Annotated in this window: 22 protein-coding genes; 13 read left to right on the top strand and 9 right to left on the bottom strand. The window is 57.3% G+C overall.

Going from position 1 to position 19,670, the window contains the following annotated elements:
* From M2Q46_RS06490 to M2Q46_RS06500, 3 genes are all read right to left on the bottom strand, one after another.
* Window positions 1-1,071, bottom strand: coding sequence for a tartrate dehydrogenase (locus M2Q46_RS06490; protein ID WP_009456162.1), 1,071 nt, complete (start codon window positions 1,069-1,071; stop codon window positions 1-3).
* A 128-nt stretch (window positions 1,072-1,199) separates the two neighbouring features.
* Window positions 1,200-2,138: a glyoxylate/hydroxypyruvate reductase A gene (locus tag M2Q46_RS06495; RefSeq protein ID WP_083053296.1), complete on the bottom strand. Its 939-nt coding sequence runs from the start codon at window positions 2,136-2,138 to the stop codon at window positions 1,200-1,202.
* The gene (locus M2Q46_RS06500) at window positions 2,138-3,640 is read right to left on the bottom strand and encodes a helicase HerA-like domain-containing protein (protein ID WP_115633899.1); all 1,503 of its coding nucleotides are present in this window, start codon (window positions 3,638-3,640) and stop codon (window positions 2,138-2,140) included. The genes M2Q46_RS06495 and M2Q46_RS06500 overlap by 1 nt, the downstream gene beginning before the upstream one ends.
* A gap of 139 nt (window positions 3,641-3,779) precedes the next feature.
* On the opposite strand from M2Q46_RS06500, the gene M2Q46_RS06505 reads away from it, so the two are divergent.
* The 10 genes from M2Q46_RS06505 (at window position 3,780) to M2Q46_RS06550 (ending at window position 11,126) form a co-directional block, all read left to right on the top strand.
* Entirely contained in the window at window positions 3,780-4,511 is a 732-nt protein-coding gene (locus M2Q46_RS06505; protein ID WP_026483044.1) for a YebC/PmpR family DNA-binding transcriptional regulator, read from the top strand.
* A gap of 47 nt (window positions 4,512-4,558) precedes the next feature.
* The gene (gene purD, locus M2Q46_RS06510) at window positions 4,559-5,848 is read left to right on the top strand and encodes a phosphoribosylamine--glycine ligase (RefSeq protein ID WP_022983309.1); all 1,290 of its coding nucleotides are present in this window, start codon (window positions 4,559-4,561) and stop codon (window positions 5,846-5,848) included.
* A 21-nt stretch (window positions 5,849-5,869) separates the two neighbouring features.
* Window positions 5,870-6,775 carry an oxygen-dependent coproporphyrinogen oxidase gene (gene hemF, locus M2Q46_RS06515; RefSeq protein WP_060186928.1) on the top strand — a complete coding sequence of 302 codons (906 nt, stop codon included), beginning with the start codon at window positions 5,870-5,872 and terminating at the stop codon, window positions 6,773-6,775.
* Complete coding sequence (nadD, locus tag M2Q46_RS06520) at window positions 6,766-7,383, top strand: nicotinate (nicotinamide) nucleotide adenylyltransferase (RefSeq protein ID WP_009456143.1); 618 nt, start codon at window positions 6,766-6,768, stop codon at window positions 7,381-7,383. Before hemF ends, nadD begins: the two co-directional genes overlap by 10 nt.
* 8 nt (window positions 7,384-7,391) lie before the next feature.
* Window positions 7,392-7,796, top strand: a complete 405-nt coding sequence (gene rsfS / locus M2Q46_RS06525) for a ribosome silencing factor (protein ID WP_009456142.1) — start codon at window positions 7,392-7,394, stop codon at window positions 7,794-7,796.
* Between the two features lie 73 nt (window positions 7,797-7,869).
* Window positions 7,870-8,340 carry a 23S rRNA (pseudouridine(1915)-N(3))-methyltransferase RlmH gene (rlmH, locus tag M2Q46_RS06530; protein WP_009456141.1) on the top strand — a complete coding sequence of 157 codons (471 nt, stop codon included), beginning with the start codon at window positions 7,870-7,872 and terminating at the stop codon, window positions 8,338-8,340.
* Between the two features lie 24 nt (window positions 8,341-8,364).
* The gene (locus M2Q46_RS06535; RefSeq protein ID WP_026483047.1) at window positions 8,365-8,976 is read left to right on the top strand and encodes a nucleoside triphosphate pyrophosphatase; all 612 of its coding nucleotides are present in this window, start codon (window positions 8,365-8,367) and stop codon (window positions 8,974-8,976) included.
* A gap of 150 nt (window positions 8,977-9,126) precedes the next feature.
* Window positions 9,127-9,900 (top strand): thiol:disulfide interchange protein DsbG, encoded by a 774-nt coding sequence (dsbG, locus tag M2Q46_RS06540; protein ID WP_035272568.1) that lies wholly within the window; start codon window positions 9,127-9,129, stop codon window positions 9,898-9,900.
* 21 nt (window positions 9,901-9,921) lie between these two features.
* On the top strand, window positions 9,922-10,224 hold the full coding sequence (locus M2Q46_RS06545) for a hypothetical protein (protein WP_115633900.1): 303 nt from the start codon (window positions 9,922-9,924) through the stop codon (window positions 10,222-10,224).
* Window positions 10,225-10,355: 131 nt separating this feature from the next.
* Complete coding sequence (locus M2Q46_RS06550) at window positions 10,356-11,126, top strand: MipA/OmpV family protein (RefSeq protein ID WP_009456452.1); 771 nt, start codon at window positions 10,356-10,358, stop codon at window positions 11,124-11,126.
* A gap of 7 nt (window positions 11,127-11,133) precedes the next feature.
* On the opposite strand, the gene M2Q46_RS06555 is transcribed toward M2Q46_RS06550, so the two are convergent.
* The 6 genes from M2Q46_RS06555 to M2Q46_RS06580 form a co-directional block, all read right to left on the bottom strand.
* Entirely contained in the window at window positions 11,134-11,511 is a 378-nt protein-coding gene (locus M2Q46_RS06555; protein ID WP_009456454.1) for a hypothetical protein, read from the bottom strand.
* Between the two features lie 142 nt (window positions 11,512-11,653).
* Window positions 11,654-13,108, bottom strand: coding sequence for a YdgA family protein (locus M2Q46_RS06560; protein WP_035272563.1), 1,455 nt, complete (start codon window positions 13,106-13,108; stop codon window positions 11,654-11,656).
* A gap of 78 nt (window positions 13,109-13,186) precedes the next feature.
* Window positions 13,187-14,062, bottom strand: coding sequence for an NAD(P)-dependent oxidoreductase (locus M2Q46_RS06565; protein ID WP_302356931.1), 876 nt, complete (start codon window positions 14,060-14,062; stop codon window positions 13,187-13,189).
* Between the two features lie 117 nt (window positions 14,063-14,179).
* On the bottom strand, window positions 14,180-14,827 hold the full coding sequence (gene maiA, locus M2Q46_RS06570) for a maleylacetoacetate isomerase (RefSeq protein ID WP_035272560.1): 648 nt from the start codon (window positions 14,825-14,827) through the stop codon (window positions 14,180-14,182).
* Between the two features lie 33 nt (window positions 14,828-14,860).
* Window positions 14,861-15,832, bottom strand: coding sequence for a 4-hydroxy-3-methylbut-2-enyl diphosphate reductase (gene ispH / locus M2Q46_RS06575; protein ID WP_009456459.1), 972 nt, complete (start codon window positions 15,830-15,832; stop codon window positions 14,861-14,863).
* Window positions 15,832-16,308, bottom strand: a complete 477-nt coding sequence (locus M2Q46_RS06580; RefSeq protein WP_223254057.1) for a peptidylprolyl isomerase — start codon at window positions 16,306-16,308, stop codon at window positions 15,832-15,834. Before M2Q46_RS06580 ends, ispH begins: the two co-directional genes overlap by 1 nt.
* A gap of 49 nt (window positions 16,309-16,357) precedes the next feature.
* On the opposite strand from M2Q46_RS06580, the gene radC reads away from it, so the two are divergent.
* The 3 genes from radC to M2Q46_RS06595 all read left to right on the top strand — a co-directional run bounded on the left by radC (window position 16,358) and on the right by M2Q46_RS06595 (window position 19,655).
* On the top strand, window positions 16,358-17,029 hold the full coding sequence (gene radC, locus M2Q46_RS06585) for a DNA repair protein RadC (protein WP_302356932.1): 672 nt from the start codon (window positions 16,358-16,360) through the stop codon (window positions 17,027-17,029).
* Window positions 17,030-17,122: 93 nt separating this feature from the next.
* A complete protein-coding gene (locus M2Q46_RS06590; RefSeq protein WP_009456462.1) occupies window positions 17,123-17,965 on the top strand; it encodes a MurR/RpiR family transcriptional regulator in 843 nt (280 codons plus the stop codon).
* Window positions 17,966-18,236: 271 nt separating this feature from the next.
* The gene (locus M2Q46_RS06595) at window positions 18,237-19,655 is read left to right on the top strand and encodes an MFS transporter (protein WP_035272556.1); all 1,419 of its coding nucleotides are present in this window, start codon (window positions 18,237-18,239) and stop codon (window positions 19,653-19,655) included.
* Window positions 19,656-19,670: the final 15 nt, after the last annotated feature.

Raw genomic sequence — 19,670 nt, forward strand, 5'->3', positions numbered from 1 at the left:
TTAGGCCATCGCTTCCAACACTTGGGCGATCGCTTCGCCTACCTGTGTTGTGCTGGCCTGACCACCCAAATCAGGGGTACGTGGACCATTGGCCAGAACCTGCTCAATGGCTTGCACTACTTCGGCGGCTGCCTGGGGGTAGCCCAGGAAATCCAGCATCAAGGCACCGCTCCAGATCTGACCGACCGGGTTGGCAATGCCCTTGCCATAAATATCCGGTGCCGAGCCGTGCACGGGCTCAAACAAGGAGGGGAATACGCGTTCGGGGTTCAGGTTGGCCGACGGTGCAATGCCGATGGTGCCGGTACATGCCGGGCCCAGATCGGACAAGATATCGCCAAACAGGTTGGAAGCTACAACAACATCAAACCAGTCCGGGTGCTGCACAAAGTGTGCACACAGAATATCGATGTGATACTTGTCCCATTTCACATCCGGGTATTGCTCGCCCATGGCGGCCACGCGGGAATCCCACCAGGGCATGGAAATCGAAATACCGTTGGACTTGGTCGCAGCAGTCACGTGTTTACCGCGTTTTTTAGCCAGTTCAAAAGCGAACTTCAAGACTCGGTCCGTACCCGTGCGGGTAAAGACACTTTCCTGAATCACCACTTCGCGCTGCGTGCCTTCAAACATGATGCCGCCGCTATTGGAGTATTCACCTTCGGTGTTCTCGCGCACGATAAAGAAATCGATATCACCGGGCTCACGACCTGCCAGTGGCGAACGCACACCAGGCATCAAACGCACAGGACGCAAGTTGATGTATTGATCAAATTCACGACGGAACTTGAACAGAGATTCCCACAGCGAAACGTGGTCGGGAACCAGATCAGGCCAGCCCATGGCGCCAAAGAAAATGGCCTCGGTATCCATTAATTGGGCTTTCCAGTCCGAAGGCATCATGGTGCCGTGCTTTTGGTAGTAGTCCGAGCTCCAGTCCAGCACTTTCCAATCAAAATTGATGGCGTGACGGCGAGCGGCCACTTCCAGAATACGCAGCCCTTCAGGCATGACTTCCTTGCCGATCCCATCTCCCGCGATCACGGCAATACGATGAACTTTACTCATTCCTCTTTCCTTGTGGTTTTACATGGCCTCCACGGCCTTATTCTGAAAAGACGCTGCTCTGTTCACAAAACAGCAATTAGCCTGCCAGCTTCCACGGTGCCGGCAGGCTAGTCCAAATCGGTTAAGGATTAATAGCCCTGACTGTGATTCACCCGACCAGTCGCAGGCTTGCCTTGCTGCAAAAGCTCGATGCGCGAGCCAATTTGCTCCAATGCCAATTCACGAACGGTGATACCCGAAATATGAGGCGTAACCATCACAGAAGGAATACCCCAATACGGATGATCGGCTGGCAACGGCTCCTGGGTAAAGGCATCCAGCAAAGCGCCTGACAGATGACCGCTCTTCAGGGCGTCCAGCACATCGGCATCGACCAAGTGGCCACCGCGAGCGACGTTGATCAAATAGCCACCAGGCTGCAAATTCGACAATACGTCGCGGTTGATCAAACCTTCTGTTTGCGGAGTCAGTGGCAAGGCGTTGACCAGGATACGGCTGGCAGAGACGCACTCTTTCAAGCCCTCTTCACCGGCATAGCAAGGGAAGTCCGCCTCGTGCAGGCGACGCGACCAGCCATGTACGGGATAGCCCAAACTGGCGATGACCTTGGCAATCTTGCTGCCAATTGCGCCCAGCCCCAGCACAGCGACTGGCCACTGGCGGCGGTCGATCGGGCGGTAGGCTTTCCACTTTCCTTCACGCGCCTGTTCCTCGTAAGGCTGAAAACGGCCTACCGCACGCAGCACGCCATACAAGGCATATTCGGCCATTTGCTCGGCCATGCCCGCATCTTCCAAGCGGTACAAAGGCATCTCGGCCGGGATGGTCCCTGCGACGGCATCCACGCCCGCCCCCAGATTGAAGGTGGCGCGCAAATGGGGTTCTTGCTTGAACAAGGCCGCATCCGGCTGCCAGACGATGGCGTAGGTCGCCCCGGTGCTGGGCTGACCCGCTACAAACTCATCAACTTTCCAATCGGGATAGGCTTTGCGGAATTCATCCGCCCAACGTGTTGTTTCTGATGGCCTTGTGGTGGCAACAATTAAATGAGGCAGTTGCGTGGGCATTAACGTTTCCCTCCAAATAAAGAACCCAATACCCCACGCAGCACTTTGGTGGCAGCCCGTTTGGTCTCGGTTTTGATCATGCTTTGCACCAGGCCGTCCTTCTTGCCACCACGCGGCCCGGTTGATCCAAACAGAAAGTCATTGACGACACCCATCAGGCCTTCGTCCTTGCCTGCCGCCGCTCCCGGCTGCGTGGCACCAGCGGCACCATTGGCAGCCGCATCAGCCGCTTTTTTGGCCAGCACCTCGTAGGCGGATTCACGGTCAATTGCCTGGTCGTACTTCAAGCCAAACAAGGACGCCTGTCGTACCGTTTGCCGCTCCGCATCGGTAGCGGGCCCAATTCGGCTGCCCGGGGCCACCAGCCAGGCACGCTCGGTAGGCGTGGGAATCCCCTTGGCATCCAGCATGGACACCAGGGCCTCGCCCACGCCCAACTCGGTAATGGCCGCTTCAATATCCAGACCGGGATTGGGGCGCATGGTTTGCGCTGCTGTCTTGACGGCTTTCTGATCACGCGGTGTAAAGGCGCGCAAGGCGTGCTGTACTCGATTACCCAGCTGACCCAGAACGGTATCGGGAATATCCAGCGGGTTTTGTGTCACGAAATAAATACCCACACCTTTGGAGCGGATCAGACGCACAACCTGCTCGACTTTTTCCAGCAAGGCCTTTGGTGCACCTGTAAACAATAAGTGGGCTTCGTCAAAGAAGAAAACCAGACGCGGTTTGTCCAGATCGCCCACTTCCGGCAGGCGCTCGTACAGATCGGCCAGCATCCACAGCAGGAAGACCGCATACAAGCGGGGGGACTGCATCAGCTTGTCGGCTGCCAGCACATTGATCATGCCGCGCCCGGCCGAGTCGGTACGAATCCAGTCCATCACATCCAGCGCTGGCTCACCAAAGAAGCGATCCGCCCCCTGCGTTTCCAGGCGCAGCAAGGCGCGTTGGATTGCCCCCACACTGGCTGCCGCGATATTGCCATACTGATTGCGCAGCTCGGCAGCACGGTCCGATACGTCCTGCAGCACGGCGCGCAAATCCTTCAGGTCCAGAATCAACTGGCCCTCGTCGTCTGCCAGACGAAAGACGATATTGAGAATCCCTTCCTGGGTATCGTTCAACTCCAGAATCTGGGACAGCAGCAAAGGCCCCATGTCGGAAATCGTGGCCCGGACCGGATGGCCCTGCTCGCCAAAAATATCCCAGAAGGTGACCGGGTTCGCCCCCCAGGCTGGCTCGGGCAGGCCCAGCTTTTGCAGACGCTCCTGCAACTTGGGATTGGGTTGGGCGGCCTGTGAAATCCCGCTCAAGTCGCCTTTGGCGTCGGCCAGAAAAACCGGCGTTCCCAGACGGGAAAAGGCTTCGGCCAGTACCTGCAAGGTGACGGTTTTCCCCGTCCCGGTGGCCCCCGTAATACAACCATGCCGATTGGCCAGTGCTGGCAACAGGTAAATGGGAGTATCGCTATTCTGAGCAAGCAAAATTGGATCAGCCATGATTGTTTGTTCTCTTCCGGATAGAATGCCAAGTGCCTAGATTCTAGCGACTTTCGCCCAAGCTCGGGCCTTGTCGCGCAGACAGGTTAAAATAGATCTGTTTTTCTTTGAACGTAGTCTACTGAATTGGTAATACTTTATGGCCGGACATAGTAAATGGGCGAATATTCAGCACCGTAAAGGTCGTCAAGACGCAAAACGGGGCAAACTTTGGACCAAGATCATTCGTGAGGTCACCGTGGCCGCACGTGCCGGCGGCCCTGACCCCGAGTCCAACCCACGTTTGCGCATGGCCTGGGACAAGGCAACCGCTGCCAATATGCCCAAAGACAACATTCTGCGCGCCATCCAGCGCGGCGCAGGCGGCGCGGACGATGCCAACTACGAAGAAATTCGCTACGAAGGCTACGGTATTAACGGCGCGGCCGTGATTGTGGACTGCATGACCGACAACCGTCAGCGCACGGTCTCGGATGTGCGTCACGCCTTTACAAAAAATGGCGGCAATCTGGGTCTGGACGGCTCGGTCGTGTTTCAATTCCGCCACTGCGGTCAGTTTCTGTTCGCTCCGGGCACTTCGGAAGACACGATTATGGAAATCGGCCTGGAAGCTGGTGCCGACGATATCGTGACCGACGAAGAAGGCCTGATCGAAGTGCTGTGCGCTCCTACGGACTACCCGGCTGTGCAAGCCGCGTTCCAGGCCGCTGGCCTGACGCCTGAAGTGGAAGGCGTGGTCATGAAAGCCCTGAACGAAACCGAACTGAGCGGCGACGATGCCGTCAAGATGCAAAAACTTCTGGACGCACTGGAAGGCCTGGACGATGTCCAAGAGGTCTACACCACCGCCGTCATGGACGAAGCCGAATAAGCTATTTCTGAAAACTCCTCTTTGCGGGCCCTGCCCGACTCATCACTATGAAGCTACTTGTTGTCGGCAGCGGCGGCCGTGAACACGCCTTGGCATGGCGCCTGGCCCAATCTGCACGCGTGCAGACTGTCTACGTTGCCCCAGGCAATGGCGGTACCGCGCGTGCCGAACGTATTGAAAACCTGGCCATCACCGATATCCAGGAACTGATTGCCTTTGTGAAGCAAGAAAAAATTGCCTTCACTGTCGTCGGCCCGGAAGCACCGCTGGCCGCCGGCATTGTGGACGCCTTCCGTGCGGCCGGTCTGAAAATCTTTGGTCCCACCCAGGCTGCCGCGCAGCTGGAAAGCTCCAAGGACTACGCCAAAGCCTTCATGGTGCGCCACAACATCCCGACGGCAGCCTACGCGACCTTTACCGATCCGGACGCCGCCAAGGATTACATCCGTCAGCAAGGCGCTCCCATTGTGGTCAAGGCCGATGGCCTGGCCGCTGGCAAGGGCGTGATTGTGGCCACCACGCTGGAAGAAGCATTGGGCGCCATTGACGACATTCTGGGCGATGGCCGCTTTGGTGCCGCAGGTGCCCGCGTGGTCGTGGAAGAATGCCTGACCGGCGAAGAAGCCAGCTTCATCGTGATGTGCGACGGCAAGAATGTGCTGCCCATGGCCACCAGCCAGGACCACAAACGCCTGAAAGACGGCGATCAGGGTCCGAACACGGGCGGCATGGGTGCTTACTCCCCCGCCCCTATCGTCAGCCCCACGCTGCATAACCGCATCATGCGCGAAGTCATTCACCCCACCATGCAAGGCATGGCCAAGGAAGGCTTGCCCTACTCCGGCTTTCTGTACGCGGGCGTGATGATTGACGATGGCCCGGACGCTACCCGCCCCATCAAGGTGCTGGAATTCAACTGCCGCATGGGCGACCCTGAAACCCAGCCCATCATGATGCGCATCAAGAGCGATCTGACCGAAACCTTCGAACTGGCTCTGGCTGGCAAGCTGGACGAGGCCACCATCGAATGGGATCGTCGTACCGCCATTGGTGTGGTACTGGCCGCGGCCAACTACCCCGAAGAGCCTCGTACTGGTGATGCCATCACGCAATTTGCGAAAGACACCGACGAGTGCATCACCTTCCATGCAGGCACGCAGATGAAAGACGGCACCGTGGTCACCACGGGTGGTCGGGTACTGTGTGTCACCGCCATGGCCGACTCCATCCGTCGCGCTCAGGAAGCCGCTTACGAGGCCATTTCCCAAACGCATTTCGACGGCAAGCAATTTCGCACCGATATCGGCTGGCGCGCTCTGCCCAGCAGTGAATCCTGATTGTCGCAGCAAGGTCTTTTCATGTCTTTACCCATTGATACCGTCCAGGCTTATTTCCGTCAGTTGCAAAGCCACATCGTGGACACTCTGGAGCAGCTGGATGGCACGCCTTTCGAGTCGGACCAGTGGGATCGTCCAGAAGGCGGTGGCGGTCTGTCCCGCCTGCTGGAGAACGGCCCCGTGTTCGAGCGGGCGGCCGTTCTGTTCAGCCATGTCAAAGGCCACACCCTGCCCCCATCGGCCAGCGCCCACCGCCCTGAACTGGCGGGACGCCCTTGGGAGGCCATGGGTGTTTCGCTGGTGATTCACCCGCGCAATCCCTTTGTGCCCACCACCCATATGAATGTGCGCATGTTTGTGGCCCAGGCCCAGACAGCGGATCAAGAGGATGTGTTCTGGTTTGGCGGCGGTCTGGACTTGACGCCCTACTACCTGCACGAAGACGATGCCCGCCATTTCCATCAGGTATGCCACGATGCTCTGGCCCCACACGGTGCGGATTACTACCCGCGCTACAAGCGCTGGTGCGACGAATATTTTTATCTGAAGCACCGCAACGAGACCCGTGGCATTGGCGGCATTTTCTACGACGACCTGAACGAACCCGGCTTTGAAGCCAGCTTTGCCCTGACCCGCTCCGTGGGCAATTCCTTTACCGATGCCTATGCACCTATCGTGCGTGCCCGCATGGATCAGGAATACACCCAGGCGCACCGTGACTTCCAGGCCATTCGTCGCGGCCGCTATGTCGAATTCAATCTGGTCTTTGACCGTGGCACCCTGTTTGGCCTGCAATCAGGTGGGCGTACGGAATCCATCCTGCTGTCCATGCCACCCCAAGCGAACTGGCGCTACAACTGGTCGCCTGAACCCGGTACGCCAGAAGCGGCCCTGGCGCAATACCTGGTGCCTCGCGAATGGATTTAAAGCGTGTCGGGCTCCTGGGTGGCAGTTTCGACCCCATCCATAAAGCTCATGTGGCGCTGGCGCTTGCCGCGTTCGACCAGCTGCAGCTGGACCAGGTTCAGTTGCTGCCCGCTGCCCAGCCCTGGCAACGCGACGCCTTGGGTGCCAGCACCCAGGATCGTTTGGTCATGGCCGAGCTGGCCGCCCAAAGCCATCCGGGCTTGCAGGTCAACCCCGTAGAGATCGAGCGCGGTGGCCCAACCTACACCATCGACACGGTGCGCAGCTTGCCCGCCGGGTCGCGCTACTACTGGATTTTAGGCAGCGACCAACTGCATAATTTTTGCAGCTGGAACGACTGGCAAGAAATTCTTGAATACGTCGAACTGGCTGTTGCCCAGCGCCCCGGCAGTCCTTTGGAGACGCCCGTCGCCTTGCAGCAGGAACTGAGTCGACTTCAGCGCCGTTTGCATCAGATTGACTTTCTGCCCATGGACATCTCGGCCACCCAGATTCGGGAGCGAGTGCAGCGCGGTGACAACATCACCGCCCTCGTCCCGGAAGAAGTCGCTCAATACATTGACAAAAAACGGCTCTATCTTTCCCACCCACAGGCGCGCCCTGTATAGTTCTTTTTATGAATATAGAAACACTTCAACGACTCGTCATCGATGCCCTCGAGGACGTCAAAGCTCAAGACATCAAGGTCTTTAGCACTACCCACATGACCGGCCTGTTCGATCGTGTGGTCATCGCCAGTGGTACTTCCAACCGGCAAACCCGCGCTCTGGCCCAGAGCGTGTTTGACAAGGCCCGCCAAAACAAGGTCGAAGTCCTGGCCCATGAAGGCGAGGACACCGGCGAATGGGTGTTGCTGGATTTGGGTGACATCGTGGTGCATTGCATGCAGCCGGCCATCCGCCAGTACTACAACCTGGAAGAACTTTGGGGCGAGCGCCCTGTCGAAGTGGAACTGCTGCCGCAATCGCGCCAGGTTCCACCGGCTGGCTTTTTTGCCAGCGCCGACGAAGACGAAGACTAAACCCTTCCTCTGTCCTGTCGGCAATACCCGGGCCGCAGCTTACGATGCGGCCTTTTTTCTTTTACGACATTTCATGAAACTCATTGTCATCGCGGTAGGTCAGCGCATGCCCGACTGGGTGGAACAAGGCTGGCAGGAATATGCTCGCCGCATGCCCCAGGACTGCGCCATCGAGCTGCGCGAAATCAAGGCCGAACCCCGTACCAGCGGCAAGACGCCTGCCCAGATGATGCAGGCCGAGGCCAAACGCATTGAAGCGGCCATTCCCGCCCAGGCGATGCGCATCGCCCTGGACGAACGCGGCAAGGACCTGACCACCGTCAAGCTGGCTCAGGAGCTGGAGCGTTGGCGCAGCAGCGGTCAGGATATTGCCATTCTGGTCGGTGGCCCGGACGGACTGGATGCGGCACTCAAGCAAAGCTGCCACGGCATGTTGCGTCTGTCCTCCCTGACCCTGCCCCACCCCTTGGTACGTATCTTTCTGGCCGAGCAACTGTATCGCGCCTGGTCCGTCATGACCGGGCATCCTTACCACCGCGCCTGAACCTTCTTTTAGTCCTGGTTTCTTATGCCTTTTCAGCCCATCTATCTGGCCTCAGCCAGTCCACGTCGCCACGATCTGCTCAACAGCATCCAGATCACTCATGAAGTCCTGCATGTGCCCAGCCCTCCGGGCGAGGATGAACCGCGTCTGGAACAGGAAGCGGTGCTGGATTATGTCCGTCGCACGGCCCGTGACAAGCTGCTGCGCGCCCTGGAATGGCGAGCACAGGACAGCAGTCTGGATCAGGAGCGCGCTATTTTGAGTGCCGACACCACGGTCTGCATGGACGAGACCATATTTGGCAAACCTGCTGATCTGGCCGATGCCGCACGTATCTTGCGCGAGCTCTCGGGCCGCCGTCACAAAGTGATGACCGCCTTGTCCCTGGGCGTAGGTGGTGTGGAGTTTGAAAGTATCAGCATCAGCGAAGTCAGCTTCAAAACGCTGAACGAACAAGAAATTGCGGAATACTGCGCCAGCGGCGAGCCTATGGGTAAAGCGGGAGCCTATGGCATTCAAGGTCTGGGCGGTGCTTTTATCAGCCACTTGAGTGGCAGCTATACCGGCGTAATGGGCTTGCCTGTTCACGAAACCTACCGCTTGCTGGAACTGGCCAATCTGAAGATCCGCGCCTAAAGACCGGCTAATACAGAGAAACAACCTGATCAGAACAGGAATGGGGAACTATCCTGGCAAGGTCTAGTCCCATTCTTTTATTCCATTTGGATCTTAGTATATATTTTCTGGATATATACATTCACCGACTGTTTTGCAGGATTAACCACCATGCCGCTTTCCTCTTTTTCGATCCGTCTTGCCTTGGCCGGTTTACTGTGCGCCAGCACCGTCGTCCAAGCCGCCGACCGCCCCGCTGCCTTGAAGGCCCTGGAAGAGCAAGGGCTATCCATTGTGGGCGAGTTTGATGCTCCCGGTGGCCTGAAAGCCTGGGGTGCGTATAGCGGGAATCGCGCATTGGCCATCTATAACCTGCCCGACGGGCAGCACATGATGGTGGGCACCATGATCGATGCCAAGGGTGAAGAGGTACGCCCGGCCGGTCTGGACGAACTGGTGCAACCCGCCATTGCCAAGGACATGCTGGGCAAGCTGGAAAAATCCCGCTGGATCAAGGATGGCGACGACAAGGCGCCACGCGTGGTCTACGTGTTTACCGACCCGAATTGCCCTTACTGCATGCAGTTCTGGCAAATGGCTCGCCCCTGGGTTGAGTCCGGCAAAGTACAGCTGCGCCACGTCATGGTGGGCATTCTGGCCCCCAGCAGCAGCCTGAAATCGGCTGCCATCCTGGCTGCCAAAGACCCCACCAAGGCCTTGAACGAGCACTCTTTGGCCATGTTGAAAGATCGCAGTGCCGGTGTGAAAGGCCTGGACAGTGTGCCCAGCGATATTGAAGCCGATCTGACCCGCAATGAAGATCTGATGATGGGCTGGGATTTACGTGCCACCCCCGCCATGGTCTGGCAGGATGAGCAAGGTCGCATTCAAATGCAGACCGGCGCTTCACCCGACATTACCGAACGCGTTTTTGGCCCACGCTAATTTCAAGCAGGACATTTATTCATGAGTACTCGTGTTCTCTTGCATGCCCCCACCACCCATGCCCTGGAGCGTGCCCGCAGCAATGCGCGCAACTTGCTCAAGGACATACCGGATGCCCAGATTCGCATCATCGCCAATGCGCAAGCCGTTAAAGCCTGCGTAGAAGGCGCGGAACACGATTGCGACGCCTACACCTACCTGTGCCCCAACACACTGCGCAATCAGTCCCTCAGTGCGCCAGAACGCTTCCCAACCTTGGAGCAAGGGGCCATCACCGCCCTGGTGAAACTACAGGCAGAAAACTGGATTTACATTCGGGCCTGATGGGGTGTAGGGCCAGAACAACAGACCATACTGGCCGGTCATGATTCTGCCTGCCCCCGTCCAAACCTTGATACGATAGCTAAGCTCGCGACAAGCGGGCCTGTTTTTACCCGTATCACAAGGAATCCGTCATGCCCACCCTCGTCCGTTCTGCTCTGCGTCCCTGCCTTTTACTGGCTTTATGTGCTTTAGGAACCAGCCAGGCACTTGCACAGCAAACTACCGTGGGTGTCGGTGTTGGCTTTGCCCCCAAGTACGAAGGGGCTGACAGCTACGACGGCCGTTTCTACCCTCTGCTCTCGCACCGTAACGGCCACTTTTTCCTGGCTCCCAAAGCAGGCATGCCTGCCATCGGTCTGCAAACCAATCTGACAGACAACTGGACTATCGGTACTTACGCCGCTCTGGCCCGTGCCCGTAAATCCGGTGATGCCGACCGCCTGTACGGAACTGATGATATTGATCGTCACGGCAATCTGGGTGTATTTACTGCTTACCAACTGGGCAATGCCAAGATTGAAGGCAGCTACTACCAGGCACTGAAAAGCGGTTATGGCGCCACGGCCGTTCTGGATTTGAGCTACCGCCTCTGGAACGATCAGGACAGCAGCTTCTCGCTGGGTGCCGAATTGAAATGGTCCAACGAAAAAGCCATGCGCACCTATTTTGGCGTGAAGTCGCATGAAGCTGCTGGCAGCAATGGACAACTGCGCACCTACCGCCCTGACGCTGGTTTGCGCTCTTATGCCTTGTACGGCCAGTACACCCACAAGATCAGCGAAAGCTGGTCCCTGCAAGGTCTGCTGGGCGTAAACACCTTGGGTGAAGAAGCCAAAGACAGCCCGCTGGTCGAGAAGAAAAGCAGCGTCTTTGGTGGCGTAGGCTTGGGCTACAGCTTCTAAATTCCTGTCAGGGTCTGCCGACCCGCTTGACCGTCAAGCCGTTGTGTTCCAGGCGAGCCTGCACAACGGCTCGATGATCGCCCTGAATCTCCAGCGTTCCCTCTTTCAGCGTCCCGCCCGCTCCACAGGCGTTCTTCAGTTCCTTGACCAGCGCCTTGAGCTGCTCCTCGGGCATCACCAGGCCCGTTACCACGGTCACTCCCTTCCCTTTTCGCCCTTTGGTTTCCAGACTCAAGCGCACCGGCCCCTGAGCCTGAGACAGGCTTTGCTCGCGCCGATTCTCCTCGCAACGACATTGCTTTTGTGGCTGCCCGCAATCAGGACACATACGCCCTTGTTCCGTGCTGTACACCAGCCGAGACAGCTGATCCGATAAGCTGGCCATAAAATCTGGCTCCCTTCGCTGATTAAATAAAAAAGGCCCCCACGCTGCGCCTTCGGCTTGCGCTCCACCCTGGGACGGCCCGGCAGTAAAAAAAAGCCCACCGAACTTCGGTGGGCTTTACGCTGGACCAGGCCCAGACGAATTACATCATGCCCATCAGGACCAGACCAAGCAATTGCTCGGAAGTGAAACGCTGGCCGTTGATGTCGAACACGCGATCCTTGCCGTCGTACTTGATGGCCGTGGAAATGCCGTTCTCGTCATTCTTGACCATATTGGATTCAGCGTAAGGAGCGACAGCCGCATCCAGAATCATGTCCAGCATGGCAGCATTGCCTTCTTCAGGCGACAGGCCTTCAGCCTTGTCCATATCGGCAGCCAGGCCACGCAGCATGGGCTTGGAAATCAGAACATCCAGCTGAGCAGCAGGAATGGCTTCAATCCACATTTCAGGGCTGGTTTGCAGCTCTTGCAAAGTCGCATTGGGCTTTTGGAAGTCCATACGCAGTGTGGCTTTGGACTCGCCAGCAGCCGTGTACCAACGCAGAGGCTCAACACGCAGCACAGGTTTGTGCTCCAGCGCCTGCAGCACCAGTTCCATCATCTTCTGAGCCGTTGGGCCATCTACCGAGTCCATATCGTTTTGCAGATTGGAATCGGAAATCAGCTTGGACAGGGCGGAGATTGCAGGTGCGTAAACGCGGTCAAAGTTCATCGACAGCTCAACCGAACCCAGCTTGACCTTGTCTTCAAACACCAGATCAGTCAGCGCGTAAACAACCTTGGTATCACTGACGGAGTCTTTGGTGACCGCATCGGAATTGATGGCGATCTGCTTGAAAGTAATACCATCGGTCTCGGCAGATTGCATCTTGACGTCATCGACGCTCAGCTTGCCGACCTGGGTGCCGCTGACATTGATGTCACCGTCTTGCTTGAAGTCCACCACGAAGTTGGAGGCTTCCAGCTTCAAGGGATCTGCGCTGATGTCATCAACAAACAGCTTGGGGAAGCTGCCGGTCACAACAATATCTTTGCTCTTGCCACCGGCTTTGGTGCGCAATTGACCGCCGCTGAAGTCTACTTTGACTTCGTCGCCTTGGTGCTTGATGGCTTCAAAATGCACATTGGAGTCCACGGCACCGTCAAAACCGACCAGGCTGTCCGCCCACAAAGGGGTCTTGTCGCCCGTCAGCTTGTACCAGCCTTCGGTGTCTTTGGTCTTGACCAGAGTGCTGTGCGACAAGGCGGCAACAGGGGTGAAGTTACCCAGAGCCATTGCCGACATAGGCAGCGGGCCATGGCTGATCTTGTCATCAAAAGTCAGCTCCAGAGGCTTCTCTTCAGCGTCGGAAGGCTTGATGGTGATGGTGTAACGAGCAGTAGAGGAAAATACGCCACGTTGGTAGTCCACCACGTTCATGACGACCGACTCGCTCATGCCCATTTGCTGCATCTGCTCGGCAGCCAGGGTATTGAACTGGGCCACTTTCTCACCCACCAGCGCTTCAGTTTTCTTACCGGTGTACCAGGTCGAACCGCCGTATGCGGCCGCTAACACGACAACCAGTGTGACCAGCCCTGTACTTTTCTTCATGACTTCCCTTTTGTAGACCTACAGTCCCAACTTCAAATAGCCGACATAATACCGAAACTAAGTTTGACTGATGGTAGTTTATTCCCCGTAATTGTAACTATTCACATGCGTAATGCGAGCGACATCGTCTGCGCCCAAGCCCAGACGATGGGCCGCACGATAGGTTTGCTGGGCTGCATGAGCCACTGGCATGCTGGTGTGACTGGCACTGGCCAGCTCCGCCACGGTATTCAAATCCTTCAACATGGTATCGACCGACGCTTTTACTTGATTGTCGGGCGTAGTCATGCGCGGCACGAACAATTGCAGCAAAACCGAATCGGCCCAACCGCCCCCCAGGGCCTCACTGATTTTGGAGGCGTCCACGCCATTGTCATTGGCCAGGCTCAAGGCCTCGGCGATAGCGGTCAAGGTGGTGGCCACAATGGTCTGATTGCATAACTTTGTTACTTGGCCGGCCCCTACCGCCCCCATCAAGGTGACGCGCTGCGAATACGCGGCCAGCACCGGACGAACACGATCCAGCTGCGCCGCCTGCCCGCCCGCCATGATGGCCAGCGTGCCTTGTTCTGCTCCGCCCACACCACCGGATACCGGAGCATCCAGCCAATGAGCCCCGCAACGTTGCTGCAATTGGGCAGCCATCTCGCGTGTGGCCTGTGGAGGAATCGAGGAATGGTCCACCACAATCCGCAAGGCTCCCTGCACCGACGCCAGGCCCTGCTCGCCCAGGACCGTGTCGTGCACCGCCTGTGCATCGAAGACGCACAGGAACACGGCTTCGCACTGCTCGGCCATTTGCGCCGGGGTATCGCACCAGTGGGCACCGGCTTCGATCAGGGCTTGCCCCTTGTCCTTGGAACGATTCCAGATACGAACCTGATGACCGGCCTTCAACAAGCGGCGCACCATAGGCTGACCCATACGGCCCAAACCACAAAAACCAATATTCATGTCTCGTCCTTTACGCCCCCAACATCATCCAGCCAATTGAAGCGGGGCAAGAAAAACCCGCCTGTCAGGCGGGTGAAGTCTGGTCGGCCCAACAAGGGACCGCCCTTATGCTGATACTCAAGCCGCGTCGGGCTGGCGGTCGGGGGCCGCTTCCTGAAAGGCGGACAGCTCCAGACATTTTTCCTCCACAGCCAAGAGGCGTGGAAATATGCTGAGATCAATGTCAAAACGACGGGCATTGAACATTTGAGGAATCAGGCAGATTTCGGCAAGACCAGGAGTATCACCAAAAATAAAGTCATGATCCTTTTTGCCATGGCGCTGCACCAAGGCTTCCAGGCCTTCCAGCCCTACGCTGACCCAATGGCGATACCATTGATTGCGAGCATCTTCCTGGGCGTGCAGTTCGTTTTTCAAATACTGCAACACGCGCAGATTATTCAGCGGATGAATATCGCAAGCCACGGTTTGGGCCATGGAACGTGCCCAGGCCCGCTCTGCCGACGCTTTGGGCAGCAAAGGCAGCTCAGGATAGCGTTCGTCCAGATATTCCAGGATGGCCAGGGATTGCGTGATGATCAGACCATCATCATCCAAAGCGGGCAGCAGTTGCACGGGATTGACCTGCACATAATCGGGCTGATGCTGCTGACCACCATCCTTGAGCAGGTGTACAGGCTTGATCTGGTAGTCCAGACCCTTGAGGTTCAGACCAATCCGCACCCGGTAAGCAGCGGAACTGCGAAAGTAGCTATACAGAATCATCTTGTCTCCTGTCCACCCTGCAAAAATCGTTTTTTATTTGTTCAGGCTTTCAATCTTGCGCGACAGCTCTCGGGGCAGCGGGAAGGCAATGTTTTCCTCCACACCATCCAAGGCCCGCACTTTGCCTACGCCCAGTTCCTGCAAGCGCTGAATCACCTGATTCACCAGAACTTCCGGTGCCGACGCGCCGGCCGTCACACCCACGCGCTTTTTACCGACCAGCCAGGCCGGATCAATCATTTCCGGCTTATCCAGCAGATAGGCTTCAGCCCCCTTGCGTTCGGCGACTTCGCGCAGACGATTGGAGTTGGAGCTATTGGTACTGCCTACCACCAGGACCAGATCACACTGTGGAGCCATGATCTTGACCGCATCCTGACGGTTCTGTGTGGCATAACAGATATCGCTTTTCTTGGGTTCCACAATATTGGGGAAGCGCTCGCGCAAGGCCTGGGCCACAACTGCCGCATCGTCCACGGACAAGGTGGTTTGCGTCACAAAGGCCAGCTTGTCGGGATCGGCCACTTTCAGGTTGGCGACGTCCTCGGGCGTTTCCACCAGGTACATGCCGCCATCAGCCTGCCCCAGCGTACCCTCGACTTCAGGGTGTCCGACGTGACCAATCATGATGATTTCCCGGCCTTCGGCGCGCATGCGAGAGACCTCGATATGCACTTTGGTCACCAGCGGACACGTGGCGTCAAAGACTTTCAGGCCACGCTTTTCGGCATCGTCACGCACCTGACGCGATACGCCGTGAGCCGAAAAAATAACGATTGCACCCGAGGGAGCCTCGTCCAGCTCTTTAATAAAGATCGCCCCTTTATTGCGCAGGTCTTCCACCACGTAACGGTTATGGACGATTTCATGACGCACGTAAATCGGTGCGCCGTGCAATTCCAAGGCGCGTTCGACAATATCAATCGCGCGGTCGACCCCAGCACAGAATCCACGGGGCTGGGCCAGAACAACCTCAGCGTTCTGAACGGGAGTAGCTTGACTCATTACAGAATCCCCAAAATATGTACATCCAGGCGCAAGGCCACGCCGGCCAAAGGATGGTTGAAATCGAACAAGGCCGTCTTGTCGTCGATTTCCTTGAGTACACCCGAATAGCGGCTGCCATTAGGGGCGGCAAACTCCACCATATCACCGGGTACGAACTCCACGCCTTCGGCGGCATTGCTGGCCAGCATTTCGCGAGTGATGCGCTGCAAGAGGTCCGGGTTACGGGCGCCGTAAGCATCTTCAGGGGTGATGTCGAGCTGAAAGCGCTCGTCTTCACGATGCCCCAGCAATTTCTCTTCCATGCCAGGAGCCCACTGACCATTGCCCAGTTGCAAGGTCGCCGGGCGGCCCGTAAAGGTATCCGCAAACACAGAGCCTGCCGCCGGGCCACTGGCCAGCTCTATACGATAGTGCAAAGTCAGGTAGGAATCCTGACGGACAATTCCAAGCTCGGAACTAGCAGAGTTACTCACGATCGCTCACTATAGAAAATCATTCAATTACCGCATTTTAGCGTTTCTTATGGCCACATCCACTTTACGCCGCCAAGGGCCCCGTGAGCGCATGTTGGCGCACGGTCCTGCCTGTCTGAGCACCCCGGAACTGCTGGGTATTGTCCTGCGCACCGGTACACGCGAGCGCAATGCTGTCGAGCTGGGCCAGATGTTGCTGGACCATTTTAACGGACTCAAAGGATTATTATCGGCCGATGCGTCTGCCCTGCGCCAACTGGACGGAATCGGCCCGGCCAAATGCGCGGAACTGTTGGTTATCCGGGAACTGCAACGCCGCTGTGCCCTGGAATCACTCACGGACTTGCCGGTGCTGAACCAGGCGGACAAGGTGCGCGAATATTGTCTGGCCCATATTGGACATTTACCTGTGGAGCATTGCCTGGCCCTGTTTCTGGACAATCAGCTACGACTGATCTGCGCCGAGGAGATCAGCCGGGGCACAGTCAACCAGGCTTCAGTCTACCCACGGGAGATTTTGCGCGCCGCCCTGCGTCACCACAGCTGTGCCATTATTCTGGCGCACAATCACCCTTCCGGTGCCGCCTATCCCAGCGCCTCTGATATCCGGCTGACCCGGCACATTCGTCAGGCACTGGCTTTGGTCGATATACGCTTGCTGGACCACATTATTGTCACGCCCAGCCAGACTGTCTCCATGGCCGAGCGCGGAGATCTATAGACGGTTCAGGGCGGTGAATGCCACCTTATTTTTGATACAGTTCCATGAGCTTCCCCGTAAAATCCAGAACACACTACAAGAGTACGGAGCGCCATGTCTGATCCCGCCGTCAAGTCCTTTGTTGGACGCGTACGTGACATTCTTCACGATCTATCCCCATCAGAGCGACGTCTGGCGGAATTTGCCCTGGACTTTCCGGGCGACCTGGCCGGCTACACCGCCTCGGAGCTGGCCTCCCTGGCCAATGTGTCCAATGCGACGGTCACCCGCTTTATTCGACGCCTGGGCTACAGCAATTACGAGGCCGCCCGCAAACAAGTGCGTTCCGAAAAGAAAGCAGGTTCACCCCTGTTGCTGGCAGCCACTGAAACAGAAGCCGAGCGCTCGCTGGCCACACACTTGCAGCAAAGTCAGAACAACCTGGCCGCTACCTATAGACGCATCCCCGACTCGTTACTGAAAGAAATCGCCCAGGCCATTCTGGGTGCGCGCAAAGTATGGGTTCTCGGGTTTCGATCCAGCCATGCCCTGGCCAATTACTTTCGCTGGCAGTTGCTGCAAATCGTCCCTGAGGCTCAACTGATTCCCGGCCCTGGCGAGACCATGGGGGAACATCTGGCAGGCATACACGCTGACGATGTCGTGGTGATTTTTGCCCTGCGTCGCCGGGTGCGCAATATGGATCAGCTGATTGGGCAGATGGCGCAGCTGAACCCGAATGTGTTGCACATCACTGACCAGCTCAGCCCGGAGAAAAGTGCTTGTCGCTGGACTCTGCGCTGTGATGTCCAATCGCCTGGTGTGCTGGATAACCACGTGGCGGTGATCGGGCTGTGCCATCTGATCCTGAGCCAGGTGATGGATCAGGCCGGTCCTGCCGGGCGTCGTCATCTAGGCTTGGTGGAGGCTTTCCACGACAGCTTTCTGGAGCTGTAGACCGCTACTCTCGTATTGCAGGCCCATATCAGGCACTCCGTAGACAAGCCAGCCCAGAAGTTTCATGGCTGGAATCAGATAAGGATCATACGCAAACGGCGATGATCCTTTTTTTTATTAAAAATCCTTGTATATCAACGCCCTGCTCCGACAATCTGCAGACACTGCAAAATCTTTCTCGTTTACCCTAGTTTTGAAAATATTTTTTCATACCAATAATGATTGAAAAAATAATGCTGGGCTCATACACGCCCTGAAACGAGGAGAAACCATGTCTAGCAAGCAGCAAACCTTGCCAGCCGACACCGGGCAGGCACAGGCCAGTTCTACGGCCAACAATCACACGGTTCAGCAGCAACTGGAAAACTCGCTGGAAACCATAGGAGTCACCAACTCGCACCGCAAAGTGCTGGCCCTGATTTTGCTGGGCGTCCTGTTTGACGTACTCGAGCAAAATGCCGTGGGCCTGGTCGGCCCGCTGCTGCAGGAACACTGGGGGCTGACGCCTCGTGATGTCGGGTTTCTGAACACCCTGACCTTCGCTGCCGCCGCCCTGGGACGTTTGCTGTCCGGCTATATCGCCGACCACTACGGTCGCCGTGTCATGCTGACCATCAATCTGGCCCTGTTCACGCTGGGCGCCCTGATCTGCGCCTTGGCCCCCAGCTACTGGGTACTGGGCCTGGGTCGCATGATTGTCGGCTTTGGTCTGGGTGGCGAAATCTCGATTGCCGTCACCATGCTGGCCGAGTTCTGTTCCTCGCGTTTTCGCGGCACGGCTGTCGGCACGATCAACGTCGCAGGTGGCGGTCTGGGCAATATGCTGGCCCCGGCCTTCGGCTTGCTGGTCTTCACCCTCTTTCCCGGCCCTGAAAGCTGGCGCTGGGTGTTTGGCCTGCTGGTCATGCCTGCCTTCATGGTGCTGTTTTACCGTCGCTACATTCCTGAAACGCCCCGTTTCCTGGTGTCGCAAGGGCGTATCGAGGAGGCCAATCAGGTTTTGAATATTCTGGCCTCGGGCAAGCTGGGCCGTCACGTTGCCAATCCCTATCCTTATTTGCACAGCGGCCCGCAGGCACAAAAAGCAGAGCGGGTGCGTTTGAACGAGATTTTTCAAGGCCCATTGGCCATGCGCACCCTGGTGACCGGCATTGCCGTGTGCATGACCTATGGCGCACAGCTGACGGTTCTGACCCTGATGCCTACCCTGCTGGTGGAGCAAGGCTATTCTTTGGTGAAAAGCTATACCTTCACAATCCTGATGCAGTCGGGCAGCCTGCTGGGTGCCTTGACCGCCTCTTACCTGGGCTCCCGCGTGCCTCGCAAGCGCGTCTTCACCTACGGAGCGTTACTGGCTTGCGCCAGCGGTCTGGCCTTTGGCTTCCTGAGTTTCAATATCTACCTGGTGCTGCTGTTCGGTGCTGCTTTCCAGTTCTGCGTGCTGCTGCTGAACACCACGATCTGGATTTTCTCCCCCGAACTGTATCCCACCCGCGTCCGCGCCTTTGGCACCGCCTTCATTCTGGCGCTGGGCACCCTGGCGGGCGCCTTTATCCCTACGCTTAGCGGCTGGGTGCTGGAAGGCTACGGTGTAGCCGGCATGTTCACCTTGATGGCGGGCATGTACATCACCTTTGCCGCTGTCCTGCAGTTGGCGCCCGAAACCTTTGGTCGCCCCCTGGATACCTGATTCACTTAAAAAGCC

Source organism: Alcaligenes sp. YSL9 (assembly GCF_030515105.1).
Classification (GTDB): Bacteria; Pseudomonadota; Gammaproteobacteria; order Burkholderiales; family Burkholderiaceae_B; genus Alcaligenes; species Alcaligenes phenolicus.

What these genes read in the sequence shown, in the direction of transcription:
- M2Q46_RS06490 (WP_009456162.1), bottom strand. Translation starts at nt 1,071, where the DNA reads ATGAGTAAAGTTCATCGTATTGCCGTGATCGCGGGAGATGGGATCGGC.
- M2Q46_RS06495 (WP_083053296.1), bottom strand. Translation starts at nt 2,138, where the DNA reads ATGCCCACGCAACTGCCTCATTTAATTGTTGCCACCACAAGGCCATCA.
- M2Q46_RS06500 (WP_115633899.1), bottom strand. Translation starts at nt 3,640, where the DNA reads ATGGCTGATCCAATTTTGCTTGCTCAGAATAGCGATACTCCCATTTAC.
- M2Q46_RS06505 (WP_026483044.1), top strand. Translation starts at nt 3,780, where the DNA reads ATGGCCGGACATAGTAAATGGGCGAATATTCAGCACCGTAAAGGTCGT.
- purD (WP_022983309.1), top strand. Translation starts at nt 4,559, where the DNA reads ATGAAGCTACTTGTTGTCGGCAGCGGCGGCCGTGAACACGCCTTGGCA.
- hemF (WP_060186928.1), top strand. Translation starts at nt 5,870, where the DNA reads ATGTCTTTACCCATTGATACCGTCCAGGCTTATTTCCGTCAGTTGCAA.
- nadD (WP_009456143.1), top strand. Translation starts at nt 6,766, where the DNA reads ATGGATTTAAAGCGTGTCGGGCTCCTGGGTGGCAGTTTCGACCCCATC.
- rsfS (WP_009456142.1), top strand. Translation starts at nt 7,392, where the DNA reads ATGAATATAGAAACACTTCAACGACTCGTCATCGATGCCCTCGAGGAC.
- rlmH (WP_009456141.1), top strand. Translation starts at nt 7,870, where the DNA reads ATGAAACTCATTGTCATCGCGGTAGGTCAGCGCATGCCCGACTGGGTG.
- M2Q46_RS06535 (WP_026483047.1), top strand. Translation starts at nt 8,365, where the DNA reads ATGCCTTTTCAGCCCATCTATCTGGCCTCAGCCAGTCCACGTCGCCAC.
- dsbG (WP_035272568.1), top strand. Translation starts at nt 9,127, where the DNA reads ATGCCGCTTTCCTCTTTTTCGATCCGTCTTGCCTTGGCCGGTTTACTG.
- M2Q46_RS06545 (WP_115633900.1), top strand. Translation starts at nt 9,922, where the DNA reads ATGAGTACTCGTGTTCTCTTGCATGCCCCCACCACCCATGCCCTGGAG.
- M2Q46_RS06550 (WP_009456452.1), top strand. Translation starts at nt 10,356, where the DNA reads ATGCCCACCCTCGTCCGTTCTGCTCTGCGTCCCTGCCTTTTACTGGCT.
- M2Q46_RS06555 (WP_009456454.1), bottom strand. Translation starts at nt 11,511, where the DNA reads ATGGCCAGCTTATCGGATCAGCTGTCTCGGCTGGTGTACAGCACGGAA.
- M2Q46_RS06560 (WP_035272563.1), bottom strand. Translation starts at nt 13,108, where the DNA reads ATGAAGAAAAGTACAGGGCTGGTCACACTGGTTGTCGTGTTAGCGGCC.
- M2Q46_RS06565 (WP_302356931.1), bottom strand. Translation starts at nt 14,062, where the DNA reads ATGAATATTGGTTTTTGTGGTTTGGGCCGTATGGGTCAGCCTATGGTG.
- maiA (WP_035272560.1), bottom strand. Translation starts at nt 14,827, where the DNA reads ATGATTCTGTATAGCTACTTTCGCAGTTCCGCTGCTTACCGGGTGCGG.
- ispH (WP_009456459.1), bottom strand. Translation starts at nt 15,832, where the DNA reads ATGAGTCAAGCTACTCCCGTTCAGAACGCTGAGGTTGTTCTGGCCCAG.
- radC (WP_302356932.1), top strand. Translation starts at nt 16,358, where the DNA reads ATGGCCACATCCACTTTACGCCGCCAAGGGCCCCGTGAGCGCATGTTG.
- M2Q46_RS06590 (WP_009456462.1), top strand. Translation starts at nt 17,123, where the DNA reads ATGTCTGATCCCGCCGTCAAGTCCTTTGTTGGACGCGTACGTGACATT.
- M2Q46_RS06595 (WP_035272556.1), top strand. Translation starts at nt 18,237, where the DNA reads ATGTCTAGCAAGCAGCAAACCTTGCCAGCCGACACCGGGCAGGCACAG.